This is a genomic window from Methylobacterium sp. GXS13 (genome assembly GCF_001455965.1).
In the GTDB taxonomy this organism is placed as follows: Bacteria; Pseudomonadota; Alphaproteobacteria; order Rhizobiales; family Beijerinckiaceae; genus Methylobacterium.
The window spans coordinates 171962-186332 of record NZ_LKKO01000047.1 but is presented as its reverse complement, the minus strand read 5'-3'; the positions used below and the strand labels follow the sequence as shown (position 1 = coordinate 186332).

Genomic DNA, 14371 nt, shown 5'->3' with positions numbered 1-14371 from the left:
GTCAGGGTGTCAGGCGCTGGGGCACCGCGATCATGTCCGGGGCGATGATCCGCACTGCGACATGGTCGGGCTTGGCGCCGGCCGCGGTGGTCTCACCGGCCTTGTCTGCCGTGCCCGTCGACATCTCGACCCCGGCACGTCCGGCGGCATCTGCGGCGAGCTCGGCCGCGGTGCGGTCGGCCCGGCCGACCAGGGTCAGGCGCACTTTCGGACGCGACAGCGCCTCCGCCTGCATCGGCGTGACGAAGATATCGCCCTTGTGCCGCACCAGCATGCTCTCGGCCTTCACCAGGGACTGCGCCCAGGTCTGGTTCTGAGGCTTGCAGGAACAGTTCGGCACGAATTCCTTGCGGAACTTGAACGCGTTGGCGAGGCTCACATAGGCGCGGCTGCCCTTGACCGAGGCGGCGTGCTTCAGCGCCTCGTCGCCGTATGGCATCGCATAGGCCTGCGCCTCGGTGCCGGGGCAGAGCGCCTGGCACATCTCGTCGGCGCCGCTGCGCCCCTCGGGCAGGTTGCGCATCGGAAAGAAGCCGCCATCGCAGGTCCGCACACAGACCATCTGCGGGCCGCCCTTGGCGTAGCTTTCGCCCGTGGCCGCATAGGTTTCCCGGGTGGGGCAATTAGCCGTGACCAGCCCCTGCAGTTCGCGCTTGCGGGCGCCGCTGTCGTCGAACACCGCACCGCTATAGGTGGCCTTCAGCGCCCGGATGCGCTGCTCGACGGCGCCGCACTGGGGCGGGCGGGTGTCGAAGAACAGGAACTTGCCGCCCTCGCAGTTCAGCCCACGGAAATAGGCCTCCAGCCGCCCGATCTCGTCGTTGAGCGCCCGGGTGGTGCTGGCGCCGTTCTGGACAGATGCGAGTTCGGCCCGATAGCGTCGGCAGGCGGCCGACGGCAGCTGCGGGCCGCCGGGCCTCGCCTCGCCGGCAGCGGGCTGACTGGCCGGAGCATCTTGTGCCCAGGCAGTTTCGAGGTTTAGGGACAGACCGCATGCCAGCGCTGCACTCAAGAAGAGGCGGCCGAGCGAACGGACGATCGGGCGGTCAAGCATCTGCTGCATCGCGTTGATCGGAAATACTCTAATCCCGCTGGTCGAGCGCGTCCTGCCCGTGCGGTGGGACCGAAGCAGCTTAAGTGTACGCCCCCTCGTAAGGCGGCGACAGCCCTCCTACATCGGGGTCGCGTGCTTGGGCAGGGAATTGACCCGTGATGTGGTTTCGGAGTCTCACTTGTGTCGGGCTGTTTGCCCTAGGCCTGGCCGCAGCCGGACCGGCAACGGCCCAGGAGCCGGACCGAATCTTTTCCAAATCAACGGTCTGGCGGCCGCTGACCCCCAACGACAAGCTCGTCGTCTACGGCATTGACGACCCTTCCGTGTCGGGGGTCGCCTGCTGGTACACACAGCCTGAGAAGGGGGGCATCAAGGGGACGCTCGGCTTGGCCGAAGACGTCTCCGATATCTCGCTCGCCTGCCGCCAAACCGGCCCGATCGCCTTTAAGGGCAAGCTGGGCCAGGGCGAGGTTGTCTTCAGCGAGCGGCGTTCTTTGATCTTCAAGTCGATGCAGATCGTGCGCGGCTGTGATGCCCAGCGCAATACACTGATCTACATGGTCTACTCGGACAAGGTCATCCAAGGATCGCCGAAGAACTCGACCTCGGCGGTGCCGCTGGCGCCCTGGGGCACCGAGCCGGCACCGAAATGCTCGGATTTCGTCAAGGGCTGACGCGCTCTGCGTCAGTCCCGGCAGGTGATGCGGATCGGGCGCTCGGTCGGGGTCGCGATCGGCTGCGCGATGGCGCCGGTATACTCGTCGGCGGCTGCGATCCCGAAAGTGTTGGCGGTGGCGTAGCCCTGAGCTTCGCACCAGGCATTGGCGACCACCTGGCCGCACTCGCTGCCGGGGGTCGTCAGGCAATCGCCGACGCCGTAGCCGTCGCTCGACGGGATCAGGAACGTCTTCTCGACATGGCTCGGGGCCTTCGCGGGCGTCTCGCCGTCGCTGCCGGCGAACGCGACCTGCGCCAGGCAGGCCGTGGTCAGGGAAGCGGCGATGACGAAGTAACCGGCAGCCTTGCGTCGCATGGACTATCCTTGGGCACAGTATCTTGCGTGTGATGAGCTTGGGCCGGACGGTCCGACGGCGCGGTTAAGGAAGGCTTACCCCGCACGTGCGAGGACCATCTCGAATTCCTCACGCTTTTGCGTTAGCCCCATCGGGCGGGCGGCACCGTCGCCGCAGTGCAACAGCGGGCCGCCGCGGCACGGCGTGAGACGCCACGGTTCGGCCGCTCTTCGCTTCGCAGAGCCCGCAGGTCGTTGAAGGCAGGGCCGGTTTTCCGGCGACGGCGCGGCGCCGAGATGCGGCTGCGGTGCCGGAAGGGGATGGGTTTCATGGCGCCGATGTTGCGGCTCTACAACACGCTTAGCGGCGCCAAGGAGGCGTTCGCGCCGATCGATCCCGCCCAGGTGCGGATGTATGCCTGCGGCCCGACCGTCTACGACGCGGCCCATATCGGCAACGCGCGCCCGATCATCGTCTTCGACCTGCTATTTCGGCTTCTGCGCCACCTCTATGGACCGGCGCACGTCACCTACGCTCGCAACGTCACCGACGTCGATGACAAGATCAACGCCCGGGCGGCCGAGCGCGGCATCACCATCCGCGAGCTCACCGACGGCACGCTGGAGCAGTTCCACCGAGACCTGCGCGATCTGGGCGTCCTGAGCCCCGGAGACGTGAATGTGCCAGGCGCGCCGCCCCGCTTCATCGAGCCCCGGGCCACCGATCACATCGCCGAAATGCGTGCGATGATCGACGCGCTGGTCGCCGGCGGGCATGCCTACGTGGCCGAGGGGCACGTCCTGTTCGACGTGCCGGCCATGCCCGATTACGGCCTCCTCTCGAAGCGTCCCCTCGACGAGATGGAGGCCGGCGCCCGGGTGGAGGTCGCCCCCTACAAGCGCTCGCCCCTCGACTTCGTGCTGTGGAAGCCCTCCAAACCCGGGGAGCCGTCCTGGCCGTCCCCCGCTGGCATCGCCGAGCCGGGGCGACCGGGCTGGCATATCGAGTGCTCCGCGATGTCGGCCAAGCACCTCGGAAAAACCTTCGACATCCATGCCGGCGGCATCGACCTGATCTTCCCCCACCACGAGAACGAGGTGGCGCAATCGCGCTGCTGCTTCGGGACGCCGGTGATGGCCAATGTCTGGCTGCACAATGGCTTCCTTCAGGTGGAGGGGGAGAAGATGTCGAAATCGCTCGGCAACTTCATCACCATCCGCGACGTGCTGAAGGACTGGCCCGGCGAGGTCGTGCGCCTGACCATGCTGAAGACGCACTACCGGCAGCCGATCGACTGGACCCTGCGCGGGCTCGAGGAATCAAGCCGCGTGCTTGACCGCTGGTACAACGCCGCCGGGGATGCGCCGGCCGACGAGGCGGCGCCCGATTCAGTGATCGACGCGCTCTGCGACGACCTCAATACGCCGGCGGCGATCAACGCGCTGCACGGTCTCGCCGACGCGGCGTCCGCCCTGCGGGCCGGCGCGAACCTGTTCGGCCTGCTCGCGCGCACCCGCAGCGATCGCGAGCAGGACCAGGTCGCCGCGGCCGGGATCGACGTCGCCGCCGTCGAGGCGTTGATCGCCGAACGCCGGGCCGCCCGGGCCGCGAAGGACTGGGCCTCCTCGGACCGGGCCCGCGACGCGCTCGCCGCGATGGGCGTGTCCGTGAAGGACAACAAGGACGGGACCAGCACCTGGACGGTGGCGCGCTAAGGAGCCTCCCGCGGACCGCGTCCTCTCGCCCGCTTGCGTCGTCGGCGCTGTGCCGCATCTGTGGTTGTGGGACTCGGGGCAGTAAGGTTCGCGCGTGACCACAACAGGCAGGACCATCGAAACGAAACTGCTCGCCGCTGCAGGCTCAGCGATCATCGGGCTCGGTCTGGCCGGGCCAGCCGCTGCCATCGACGGCGGGGCGCCAGCGGGGCGGGATGCGCTGGCGCAGGCCACCGTCGCCATCGGGACGATCACCCAGCCCGAGGAGGCGCTGAAGCTCACCCGCTGCACCGGCATCCTGATCGCGCCGGATCTCGTACTCACGGCGGCGCATTGCGTGAACGGCGATCCGCTCGGCGCGCTGGTGGTGTTCTTCCGCGGCACCGAGCCGGCGCGGCCGGTCTACGGGGCGCGGGTCGCCGCCCGCTTCAGCCCCGATCCCGGCGAAATGCTGCCGAACGCGGCCCCCGACGTGAGGCTGGCCGACCTGTCCCTCGACCTCGCGGTCCTGCGTCTCACCGAGCCGGTGCGCGACCGGCGCCCGGTTCCGCTGGCGGCTGATCCCCGCCGGGTCCCGAAGAGCCTTCGGATCGCCGGAGCCGGTCTGTCCGGGCGCGGCGTCGGGCGCCTGCGCACCGCGAGCCTGACCCCCGTGGCGGCGAGCAACACCGGCCTGACCATCGCCCGGGCGAACGGCGCCCGGATCTGCTTCGGGGATTCCGGCGGTCCCGTCCGCGGGCAGGATCGGGGCGGGACCTATGTCTGGGGCGTCGCCAGCGCCGTGATCACCCGAACCGCCCCGTGCGGCGGCTACGTCGTGGTCGCGCCGGCAGCCCAGGTCTTTTCCGCGACCGGGGTCCGCTGAGGCCTGGATAGCGAAAACCCCGCGCGGCCAAGCCGCACGGGGTTTTTCGAAGATGGCGATGACCCGGTCGGATCAGACCGCCATCCGCTCCTCGGCGTCCATCGGCTCGCGCAGCACGTAGCCGCGGCCCCAGACGGTCTCGATGTAGTTCTTGCCCTGGCTGGCGTTGGCGAGCTTCTTGCGCAGCTTGCAGATGAACACGTCGATGATCTTCAACTCGGGCTCGTCCATGCCGCCGTAGAGATGGTTGAGGAACATCTCCTTGGTGAGCGTCGTGCCCTTCCGGAGCGAGAGAAGTTCCAGCATCTGGTACTCCTTGCCGGTCAGGTGGACGCGAGCGCCGCCAACCTCGACGGTCTTCTGATCGAGGTTCACGATCAGGTCGCCGGTGGTGATCACCGACTGGGCGTGGCCCTTCGACCGGCGCACGATGGCGTGGATGCGAGCGACCAACTCGTCCTTGTGGAACGGCTTGGTGAGGTAGTCGTCGGCGCCGAAGCCGAGGCCTTTCACCTTGTCCTCGATCCCGGCCATGCCGGAGAGGATCAGGATCGGGGTCTTCACCTTGGCCACGCGCAGGTTGCGGAGCACCTCGTAGCCCGACATGTCGGGCAGGTTCAGATCCAGGAGGATGATGTCGTAATCGTAGAGCTTGCCGAGGTCGATCCCCTCTTCGCCCAGGTCGGTGGTATAGGTGTTGAAGTTCTCGGACTTGAGCATCAACTCGATGCTCTGCGCGGTCGCGCTATCGTCCTCGATCAGAAGTACACGCATCGTCCGTCCCCAGCCCCGCCGGCCGCATCAGCGCGCAGACACGTCCCCACCGATCACCCGCCACCGGCCTGTGGACGGGCGCTCCGTCGCTCTTGACGTGGAACGCTATGGATTAATCGTTAACAAAACCTGATTCCCACCCGCAAGCGTCTCGTGCACCGGCCGGCGAGCTTGACGGGAGGAACTGGGTCCCTCCACCCCCGCCCGGGGCCGTGATTCCGTTCCGTTTACGACCGGTCCGCCCACGCGCTTGGGCGTAAGTGCCTCCCCCGTAACAACCCGGTCCGGGCTGTGACCCTCCGGCCACAACCCGACGACTTCGTGAAGCGTTAAAAGCCGCCGGAGCCCGGACCGAGCCGCTACGAGCCCGATGACCGCAGTGTTAAGGAGGCCGGTAAACGAAGCGTTGAGAGCGAGGCGGATGACACAGGATCCGGCAAGGTCCGTTACCAACCTCGCAGCGGCCCAGGCCGCCCTCGATCGCATCGAGGTGCTTGAAACGTTCGGCCGTGTGGTGGCGATCCGCGGCCTGCTGGTCGAGGTCGCCGGTCCCGTGGCCGCCATGCGGCTCGGTGGCCGGATCGACGTGGAGGGCGCCAACGGCCTCGGGCTGGTGCCGTGCGAGATCATCGGCTTTCAGGGCGACCGGGCGCTGGCCATGCCGTTCGGCTCCCTGGAGGGCGTCCGCCGGGGCTGCCCGGCCTATGTGCGCGACGAATCGGCGGGGGCGATCCGTCCGACGAACGCCTGGCTCGGCCGGGTGATCGATGCGTTGGGCCGGCCGGTCGACGGGCTCGGGCCGCTGCCGCAAGGCCCGGACATCTATTCGCTCCGCGCGGACCCGCCCCCCGCCCATGCCCGCGCCCGCGTCGGCGGACCGCTGGATCTCGGGGTCCGGTGCATCAACACCTTCCTGACCATGTGTGCCGGGCAGCGGATGGGGATCTTCGCCGGTTCCGGCGTCGGCAAGTCGGTGCTGCTGTCGATGCTCGCCCGCTACACCGCGGCCGACGTGGCGGTGATCGGCCTCGTGGGCGAGCGCGGCCGCGAGGTCCAGGAGTTCCTGCAGGACGATCTCGGTGCCGCCGGCCTCGCCCGCTCTGTGGTGGTGGTGGCGACCTCGGACGAGCCGGCGCTCATGCGCCGCAACGCCGCCTACGTGACCCTCTCGGTGGCCGAGCATTTCCGCGATCAGGGCGCGAAGGTCCTGTGCATGATCGATTCGATCACCCGCTTCGCCATGGCCCAGCGCGACATCGGATTGGCCGCCGGCGAGCCGCCCACCGCCAAGGGCTATACGCCGACCGTCTTCTCCGAATTGCCGCGCCTGCTGGAGCGGGCTGGCCCCGGCGTCGGCCTCGGTACGATCTCGGCCCTCTTCACCGTGCTGGTTGAGGGTGACGATCACAATGAGCCGGTGGCCGATGCGGTCCGCGGTATCCTCGACGGTCACATCGTCATGGAGCGGGCGATCGCCGAGCGCGGGCGCTATCCGGCGATCAACGTCCTGCGCTCGGTCTCCCGGACCATGCCGCGCTCCTGCGACCCGGCCTACCTCCCGGTGGTCCGCCCAGCCCGCCGGGTGCTCTCCACCTATGCCGACATGGAGGAGTTGATCCGGCTCGGCGCCTACCGGGCAGGCTCGTCCCAGGAGGTCGACGAGGCCGTGGCGCTCATGCCGGATCTTGAGGCTTTTCTGGGGCAGGGTAAGGAAGAAGCAACGTCCATCGGCGATGGTTACGCACGGCTCAGCCAGATCGTCGGCGGGGCCTAGGCATCGTGCAGCGAAGCGGTAACCGCTTGGGTGCATTGAGTGATGCGATACGAGGGTCTGGGCAGGTTCGCCGTTGCGAACCTGCTTAGGGCACGGGTCGGGCATGGTCCTCGACGCGGCCCCAAGCGTTGCGTGGAGTGAGCGTCCCAATGAAATCGCGTGACACGCTGATCCGGCTGCGTCGCTTCCAGGTTGATGAGAAGCGGCGGCGTGTGACCCAGATCGAAATGATGATGGCCGACTTCCAGCGCATGGCGGTGGAACTCGACCGGGAGGTCGCCGTCGAGGAAGCCCGCGCGGGCATCACCGATGTCGGGCATTTCGCCTATCCGACCTACGCACGCGCCGGCGCCGGCCGCCGGGACAACATGCGCCAGTCCGCTCAGGCACTGGAAGGCCAGCTGGCAGAGGCCAAGGCTGAGCTCGGCGAGGCGTTCGAGGAACTCAAGAAGGTCGAGATCCTGAACGATCGCGAGCGCACCGCCGAGCGCGCCGCCGACGCGATCCGGGACCAAGCCGCCATGGATGGCATCGGTCTTAACCGCGCCCGCGGCTGACGGTCTCGATAGGGGCTTACGCACCTACGCGTTGCACCTTCTCGGAGGGCCATTTCGCCCAATCCGTGTGTGATGTGCCGGCAACGCGGCACGAAACCGTCACGATCACCTGACAAGGGGGATCGCGATGGCCTCGATCCGCTTGCGGCGCGTTGCATGGCGGCGCATCAGGGGCACTCCCCGGGGCGTCGGTTTACATGAAGAAGCTCAGCGAGTTCATCTGGCCGTTGATCGGTCTCGCAGCGGTCGTCGTATCGGGCTACTTTCTCTATCAAGAGTTGAAGACCACCTCGCTTTCGGCGATCTGGTCCGCGATCCTGGCGATCCCGCCCCACCGCATCCTGCTGGCGGCCCTCTCGACCCTCGTGGCCTACGCGGCCCTGGCTTGGTACGATCGGATCGCGCTGCTGCACCTGGGCGTGCATCACATCTCGCTGTTGTTCGTCTCGCTCTGCTCCTTCACCACCTACGCACTGTCGCACAACATTGGCGCCTCGGTCTTCTCGGGCGCCTTGGTCCGCTACAGGGCCTACACGGCCAAGGGCCTCTCGGCCGCCCAGGTCGCGGTTCTGGTGGCCCTATGCTCCTTCACGTTCTTCCTCGGCACGGTCCTGCTCGGCGGTTTCACCCTGGTGGTGGACCCGAATCTGCTGACCCGCCTCGAAGGAAGGCTTCCTGGCTTCCTCACCGATCCCAAGACGGCCCTGATCGTCGGCTGCGGCATGCTCGGCTTCGTAGCGCTCTATGTGCTCGGCTCGATCCTGCACCTGCGCCCGCTTCACATTCGCTCGTTCAAGCTCGAATATCCCCGGCCCGGGATCATGGCTCGCCAGCTGCTGGCCGCACCGCTGGAGCTTCTGGGTGCCGCCGGCATCATCTACTTCGCCCTGCCGGACGCGATGAACCCCGGCTTCATCCCGGTTCTGGCGATCTTCCTCGCCTCGTTCTCGGTGGCGCTCGCCTCGCACGCTCCAGGCGGCCTCGGGGTGTTCGAGATCGTGTTCATCACCGCGATGCACATCACGGACGATGCCCAGAAAGACGCGATCATCGCGGCGGTGATCATCTTTCGAATTTTCTACTTTTGGATCCCCGCCCTGATTTCGGTGATCGTCGTGGTACTCTTCGAGCGCTCCCGGCTCGCCGCGGCCATCGCGACGCCCGCCACGACGTCTCCGACCGTGCCGGAACCGCCGGTGGTCGTGCCCGGGCTCGATGCGCACGAGCTGGAGCGTGAGCTGAAGCACAAGGCGATCTGAGCCGGACGATCTGAGCCGAGGAGGCCGACTCGCCCCGCATGGTGTTGAAAGCCTGCCGCGGATCGCGTCTGCGTCTTTCGTCGACCATGGGACCGTTGCCGGACAAGCCAACGTGGCCTTCCGGCGCCGTGCGCAAAGCCCCAAATCCAGAAATGCACGCGGCATGGGTCTCGGCCAAGCCCGCGGTTTCGGACTCGCGTTCGCCGACCCGCCCCGGAATGGTCGGCTGAGTGCTTCGCCCTCCGCTCAACTCCCCTGTCTTCGGCTACGCGCCTTGCCCGTCGCGCTGTAGCGCGTGGGGCCCAGTCGCCGTCCCTCAGATCGATCCCACCGTGCGCAGCCGCGCCCGCGGGTGGATCTCGGCTTGGCTCATCACCGGGGTTTCCCGGCGGAAGCGCTCGATGATCGAGCGCACGAACGGCCGCGATTGCGCCGAGGTCACCAGCACCGGCATCTCGCCCTGGCGGGCCGCAGCCTCGAAGCGATCGCGGACTGCGGTAACGAATTCACTGAGCTTGGAGGGCTGCATCGCCAGGTAGCGCTCCTCGCGCTCGCCGACGATCGATTCCATGAAGGCCTGCTCCCAAGCCGGCGACAGGGTGATGATCGGCAAGGTGCTGTTCTGGTCCTGGTACTGGGCGCAGATCTGCCGCCCGAGCCGGGCGCGGACATGCTCGACCACGTCGCGGGGATTCTTCACCGCGCCGGCAACTTCCGCGATGCCTTCCACGATCGCCCCGAGATCGCGGATCGAGACCCGCTCGGACAGCAGGAACTGCAACACCCGCTGCACGCCGGTGGTCGAGATCTGCGAGGGCACGATCTCCTTCAGCAATTCGGCATGTTCCTTGGGCAGCTCGCGCAGCAGCTTCGAGACCTCGACGTGGTTGAGGAGTTCGGAGACGTGGGCCTTGATCAGCTCGGTCAGGTGCGTCGAGACCACGGTGGCGGCATCGACCACCGTGTAGCCCTTGAGCTGCGCCTGATCGCGCAGGGACGCGTCGATCCAGGTCGCTGGCAGACCGAAGGTCGGCTCGAGCATATGCTGGCCGGGAAGCTGCACCTGGCCGCCCATCGGGTCCATGGCCATGAATTGGCCCGGGAAGATCCGGCCAGTGCCGGCCTCGATCTCCTTGACCCGCACTACGTAGGAATTGGCGTCGAGCTGGACGTTGTCGAGGATCCGCACCGACGGCATCACGAAGCCGAGCTCGGCCGCGAGCTGTCGGCGTAGTGCTTTGATCTGGTCGGTGAGTCGGTCCTGGCCCTCGCCGTTGACCAAGGCGAGGAGCGCGTAGCCCATCTCGAGCTTCAGGTCGTCGAGCTTGAGTAGGTCGGTGACCGTCTCTTCCTTGGCGGCGGTCGCCGCGGCCGCAACCGCCTTGGCATCCATCGGGACGCCCTGTGCGTCGAGCGGGGGCGCCTCGTTGGCGGTCTTGTTGGTGCGCCAGGCGGCGTAGCCCGCCCCGCCGCCGAGCAGCAGGAACGGCAGCATCGGCATGCCGGGCAGGAGCGCGATAAGGAACATCACGGCCGCCGACATGCCGAGCGCCTTGGGATAATGCGCGAGCTGCTTGCCGAGCGCCTTGTCGGCCGATCCGCGCACGCCCGCCTTCGAGACCAGGATGCCGGCCGCCGTCGAGACGATCAGGGCCGGGACCTGGCTGGCCAGCCCGTCGCCGATGGTGAGGAGGGTGTAGCTCTTCGCGGCGTCGCCGAAGCTGAGGCCCTGCTGCGCGACACCGATGATGATGCCCCCGACGACGTTGATGAACGTGATCAGCAGCGCCGCCACCGCGTCGCCGCGGACGAATTTCGAGGCGCCGTCCATCGCGCCGAAGAACGCCGACTCCTCCTCCAGGGCAGCCCGGCGGGCCTTGGCGACCTTCTCGTCGATCAGGCCCGCGGAAAGATCGGCGTCGATCGCCATCTGCTTTCCGGGCATCGCATCGAGGGTGAAGCGGGCTGCGACCTCGGCGATGCGGCCCGAACCCTTCGTGATGACCACGAAGTTCACGATGATCAGGATCGCGAACACGATGATCCCGATGACGAAGTTGCCACCCATCACGAAGTTGCCGAAGGCCTCGATGACGTGGCCCGCCGCCGCCGTACCCTCGTGGCCGTGGCCCAGGATCAGGCGTGTCGAGGCGAGATTCAGCGCCAGCCGCAGCATCGTGGCGATCAGCAGCAGCGTCGGGAAGACGGTGAATTCGAGCGGGTTGTCGATCGACAGGCCGGTCATCATGATCAGCACCGAGGTGATGATCGACACCGCCAGCAGCAGGTCGAGCAGCACCGCCGGCAGCGGGAAGATCAGGACCGCCAGGATGCCCATGACGCCGGTGGCGAACATGAGGTCCGAGCGCTTCGACAGCGCGTGGAGGTCGCCGCGGGTCGGCAGCGCGAGCTGACTCAGGACCGAGGCGGCCCCGCTCATCGACCCGCCTTTGGCCGGCACGCTCGCCGTCTCCGCCATCGTTCCCGATCCATCGCCGCCCGACTCGGAAGATCCGAGGGGGGCACTCGGCAAGATCTGCCGAGGGGATGGTTAGCGTGCCGTTAAGAACCGGGCCGGCGCCGGCGGAACCCGCACGGCGTTCGCCACTTGTCCGGGCGGCAGACAACCGAACGAAAGAGCCTGCATGGCCGCGCGCGTCCTCACCGCCCTGTTCGACGAGTACGACACCGCCACGGGCGTGGTCGACCAGTTGGAATCCGCGGGCATCCCCCACGGGGACATCAGCATTCTGGCGAACCGAGCCGAGCCGGCCGCGATCCAAGATCGGCCATTCGGCGATCCTCATCCCGACGTGGTCGATCCCGTGGACGCCGCCGGAACCGGCGCCACCGTCGGCACGGTCCTGGGCGGCGGCGCCGGGCTCCTGGCGGGCCTCGGCTTGCTGGCGATTCCCGGCCTCGGGCCGGTGGTTGCGGCAGGCTGGCTGGTGGCAGCCGCGACGGGCGCGGGGGTTGGCGCGGCGGCGGGCGGCCTGATCGGCGGCCTCACGGGGGCCGGCCTCACCGAGGGCGAAGCCGAAACTTATGCCGAGGGCGTGCGCCGCGGTGGAACCCTCGTGACGGTCCGGGCGGAAGACCACCAAGCCGACCGGGTGATGGCGATCCTCGACCGCGCCGGCTCGATCGACCTCGACGAGCGCGCCGAGGGCTGGCGTGCGGAGGGCTGGACAGGCGGGCCAGCCACGAGAGGCTGACCCGGATCGCCTCAGTTCATCATCTTCCGGGCGAACATCGACGTGGCGAACAGCACGGCAGCGCCCGCGGTGACCAGGCTGATCATCAGGATCCGCCGCGGTTCGACCGAGGATTCCGCCTTCACCGGCTCGACGATCGGGCTGAAGAACTCGATCTGACGGGCCGCGATGATGCGAGCCCGCTCATGGGCGGTCAGCACCTGCTGGTAGTATTTCTCGGCGTTCTTGCGATCGTTCTCGAGGCCCTCGAACCGGGTCAGGGCGTCCGAGAGCAGGCGCTTCTGCTCCGGATCCTGGCTGGCCGATTGCCTCTCGATCCGGGCGATGTTCTCGTCGAGATCCTTGATCTGCTGCTTGATGTCGATGATCCGGCGGGAGTCCGGGCCGAGGTCGCGCTGGCCGATGGCAAGCTGGACCGCCAGGTTGATCCGGGCCGCCCGCAGCTCGGATATGACCTTAAGATTCGCCTCGTTGGACTTCTGAGCGTCGAGCACGCCTTCGCGGTTGCGCAGGTCCCGCGTCGCCAAACGGATCTTCAGCATACGCTCTTCGGCGAGCCTCAGCTCGCGCGTGCTTTCGGCGACCGCGTCCGCGCGCGACTTTACGCTGAGGTCGTTCACCATCCGCTCGGCCTCCGCCATCACGGCTTTCGCGATGGCAAGGGACTCATCGGGGTCGAAAGCCTCGACCGTGAGCGACATGATGCCGGAGCCGGATTCGACCTCGACGCCGATCCGCCGCTTCCAATAGCGGACGAACTTTTCGATCGGCTTGTCGGGATCGAAGCGGGAAAAGTAATCGATGCTGTCGCGGCTGAACCACTCGCGGATCGGAAGCTTCGCTTCGATCGTTTCCAGCATGGGCCGGCTGAGGATGTACTCGTAGGTGATCAGCGTGTCCTGCGCCACCATTTGGCTGGGGACGCCTGAAGAGGTTCCAACCGAGTCAGGCGACCCCTTGTCGGCGGCGCCGAGCGCCGGGCGGATCGCGAACCGCGCCTGGCTGACGTAACGGTCCGAGGCGATGACACCGAAATATAAGGCACCGGCCAGCGTCGGCAGCACGAAGCAGACGACGAACAGGATTGGGATCCAGGGATCGTTCTTGACGTGGTTCTGGTAGGACCGGATGCCCTTCTTGCGGTCCACGAACCGCGACATCCGAGCGATCTGCCGCAATGATTCGGTGACAGCTTGCTGGCGATCCGCGGTCGTCAGCGGCTGCCCCTCGGCCTTCCGGATCTCCATGTTCATGACGTGATCCCCGGCCTCCCCGGCCTCGACGGTCGTCCCCGCAACGGGGTCTCGACCGCGCCGAAACGCTCGCGTGGGACGCCTCTCGCACGGGGAGGCGGCAAAAGCATGTCCGCGTCGGGGCGATCCCTTAGGCGTTAAGGCGCCGATAGACCTCGATCGCGTCGTTCACGTCCTCGTAGATGATCGCGCGCCCGTTGAGCAGGACGAGGCCCTGCGTGCACCATTGGCGGATCGTCTCCATCGAGTGCGAGACCATGATGATGTCGGCGTTCTTGCGCCGCTGAGAGAACACCTCATCGCAGCGCTTGGAGAAGCGGGCGTCACCCACCGAGGTGATCTCGTCGATGAGGTAGCAATCGAACGGGATGGCCATGCTCATGCCGAAGGCGAGCCGGGCGCCCATACCGGACGAATAGGTGTAGATCGGCACGTCGAGGTAGCTGCCGAGTTCGGAGAAATCCTCGACGAAGTCGAGCACGCGACGTGGATCCTCGCCGTAGATGCGGGCGACGAACATGACGTTGTCGCGGCCGGTCATCTTCGGATGGAAGCCGCCGGCGAAACCCAGCGGCCAGGAGATCCGCAGGCCACGGTGGATCTTGCCCCGGGTCGGGTCCTCCGTGCCGGCGATGAGCCGCATCGTGGTCGACTTGCCGGCGCCGTTGATGCCGAGGATCCCGTAGGAAACGCCGGGCTTCAGGGTGAACGACACCTGTTCCAGGATCGTCCGCTTGTGGCCGTCGGTGCGGTAGACCTTGCTGACTTTCTCGAAACGGATCACCGGGGTGGTCTCCAGGGCGGATTGCCGAAATGCCGGCCCGTGCTGTCTGGCTGCGCGGCTCCTGCCCCTGGAAAGCGGCGAATCTGAGAAGGCCGGCACCCCCGCCGT

General features: G+C 67.4%; 13 protein-coding genes. 7 read left to right on the top strand and 6 right to left on the bottom strand.

Features of this window, described 5'->3' with window-relative positions:
- Nucleotide 1: 1 nt before the first annotated feature.
- The gene (locus tag AO398_RS17870) at nucleotides 2-1054 is read right to left on the bottom strand and encodes a DUF2865 domain-containing protein (RefSeq protein ID WP_058193499.1); all 1053 of its coding nucleotides are present in this window, start codon (nucleotides 1052-1054) and stop codon (nucleotides 2-4) included.
- Between the two features lie 158 nt (nucleotides 1055-1212).
- Here AO398_RS17870 and AO398_RS17865 point away from each other — a divergent pair, with 158 nt between their 5' ends.
- Nucleotides 1213-1728, top strand: a complete 516-nt coding sequence (locus AO398_RS17865; RefSeq protein WP_058193442.1) for a CreA family protein — start codon at nucleotides 1213-1215, stop codon at nucleotides 1726-1728.
- 11 nt (nucleotides 1729-1739) lie between these two features.
- On the opposite strand, the gene AO398_RS17860 is transcribed toward AO398_RS17865, so the two are convergent.
- Entirely contained in the window at nucleotides 1740-2087 is a 348-nt protein-coding gene (locus AO398_RS17860; RefSeq protein ID WP_058193441.1) for a hypothetical protein, read from the bottom strand.
- 309 nt (nucleotides 2088-2396) lie between these two features.
- On the opposite strand from AO398_RS17860, the gene cysS reads away from it, so the two are divergent.
- Together cysS and AO398_RS17850 are read left to right on the top strand one after the other, a co-directional pair.
- The gene (gene cysS, locus AO398_RS17855; protein WP_058193498.1) at nucleotides 2397-3782 is read left to right on the top strand and encodes a cysteine--tRNA ligase; all 1386 of its coding nucleotides are present in this window, start codon (nucleotides 2397-2399) and stop codon (nucleotides 3780-3782) included.
- Between the two features lie 94 nt (nucleotides 3783-3876).
- On the top strand, nucleotides 3877-4647 hold the full coding sequence (locus AO398_RS17850) for a trypsin-like serine protease (protein ID WP_082643326.1): 771 nt from the start codon (nucleotides 3877-3879) through the stop codon (nucleotides 4645-4647).
- A gap of 72 nt (nucleotides 4648-4719) precedes the next feature.
- Here the strand turns inward: AO398_RS17850 and AO398_RS17845 are convergent, their stop codons facing one another.
- Nucleotides 4720-5421, bottom strand: coding sequence for a response regulator transcription factor CtrA (locus AO398_RS17845; protein WP_007566477.1), 702 nt, complete (start codon nucleotides 5419-5421; stop codon nucleotides 4720-4722).
- Between the two features lie 421 nt (nucleotides 5422-5842).
- Between AO398_RS17845 and fliI the strand changes: the two genes are divergently transcribed.
- The 3 genes from fliI to AO398_RS17830 all read left to right on the top strand — a co-directional run bounded on the left by fliI (nucleotide 5843) and on the right by AO398_RS17830 (nucleotide 9011).
- Nucleotides 5843-7195, top strand: a complete 1353-nt coding sequence (fliI, locus tag AO398_RS17840; protein ID WP_058193440.1) for a flagellar protein export ATPase FliI — start codon at nucleotides 5843-5845, stop codon at nucleotides 7193-7195.
- Nucleotides 7196-7344: 149 nt separating this feature from the next.
- A complete protein-coding gene (fliJ, locus tag AO398_RS17835; RefSeq protein WP_058193439.1) occupies nucleotides 7345-7752 on the top strand; it encodes a flagellar export protein FliJ in 408 nt (135 codons plus the stop codon).
- A gap of 197 nt (nucleotides 7753-7949) precedes the next feature.
- On the top strand, nucleotides 7950-9011 hold the full coding sequence (locus AO398_RS17830) for a lysylphosphatidylglycerol synthase domain-containing protein (protein WP_058193438.1): 1062 nt from the start codon (nucleotides 7950-7952) through the stop codon (nucleotides 9009-9011).
- 316 nt (nucleotides 9012-9327) lie between these two features.
- Here AO398_RS17830 and flhA read toward each other — a convergent pair whose 3' ends face one another.
- Nucleotides 9328-11490, bottom strand: a complete 2163-nt coding sequence (gene flhA, locus AO398_RS17825; RefSeq protein ID WP_058193437.1) for a flagellar biosynthesis protein FlhA — start codon at nucleotides 11488-11490, stop codon at nucleotides 9328-9330.
- A gap of 166 nt (nucleotides 11491-11656) precedes the next feature.
- Between flhA and AO398_RS17820 the strand changes: the two genes are divergently transcribed.
- A complete protein-coding gene (locus AO398_RS17820; protein ID WP_058193436.1) occupies nucleotides 11657-12226 on the top strand; it encodes a hypothetical protein in 570 nt (189 codons plus the stop codon).
- Nucleotides 12227-12237: 11 nt separating this feature from the next.
- On the opposite strand, the gene AO398_RS17815 is transcribed toward AO398_RS17820, so the two are convergent.
- Nucleotides 12238-13479: a hypothetical protein gene (locus AO398_RS17815; RefSeq protein ID WP_058193435.1), complete on the bottom strand. Its 1242-nt coding sequence runs from the start codon at nucleotides 13477-13479 to the stop codon at nucleotides 12238-12240.
- 130 nt (nucleotides 13480-13609) lie between these two features.
- The gene (locus AO398_RS17810; RefSeq protein WP_058193434.1) at nucleotides 13610-14263 is read right to left on the bottom strand and encodes an ABC transporter ATP-binding protein; all 654 of its coding nucleotides are present in this window, start codon (nucleotides 14261-14263) and stop codon (nucleotides 13610-13612) included.
- Between the last annotated feature and the right edge of the window lie 108 nt (nucleotides 14264-14371).

Coding starts and splice junctions, on each gene's coding strand:
- AO398_RS17865 (WP_058193442.1), top strand. CDS start 1,213: ATGTGGTTTCGGAGTCTCACTTGTGTCGGGCTGTTTGCCCTAGGCCTG.
- fliJ (WP_058193439.1), top strand. CDS start 7,345: ATGAAATCGCGTGACACGCTGATCCGGCTGCGTCGCTTCCAGGTTGAT.
- cysS (WP_058193498.1), top strand. CDS start 2,397: ATGGCGCCGATGTTGCGGCTCTACAACACGCTTAGCGGCGCCAAGGAG.
- AO398_RS17845 (WP_007566477.1), bottom strand. CDS start 5,421: ATGCGTGTACTTCTGATCGAGGACGATAGCGCGACCGCGCAGAGCATC.
- AO398_RS17870 (WP_058193499.1), bottom strand. CDS start 1,054: ATGCTTGACCGCCCGATCGTCCGTTCGCTCGGCCGCCTCTTCTTGAGT.
- AO398_RS17860 (WP_058193441.1), bottom strand. CDS start 2,087: ATGCGACGCAAGGCTGCCGGTTACTTCGTCATCGCCGCTTCCCTGACC.
- AO398_RS17820 (WP_058193436.1), top strand. CDS start 11,657: ATGGCCGCGCGCGTCCTCACCGCCCTGTTCGACGAGTACGACACCGCC.
- fliI (WP_058193440.1), top strand. CDS start 5,843: ATGACACAGGATCCGGCAAGGTCCGTTACCAACCTCGCAGCGGCCCAG.
- flhA (WP_058193437.1), bottom strand. CDS start 11,490: ATGGCGGAGACGGCGAGCGTGCCGGCCAAAGGCGGGTCGATGAGCGGG.
- AO398_RS17830 (WP_058193438.1), top strand. CDS start 7,950: ATGAAGAAGCTCAGCGAGTTCATCTGGCCGTTGATCGGTCTCGCAGCG.
- AO398_RS17815 (WP_058193435.1), bottom strand. CDS start 13,479: ATGAACATGGAGATCCGGAAGGCCGAGGGGCAGCCGCTGACGACCGCG.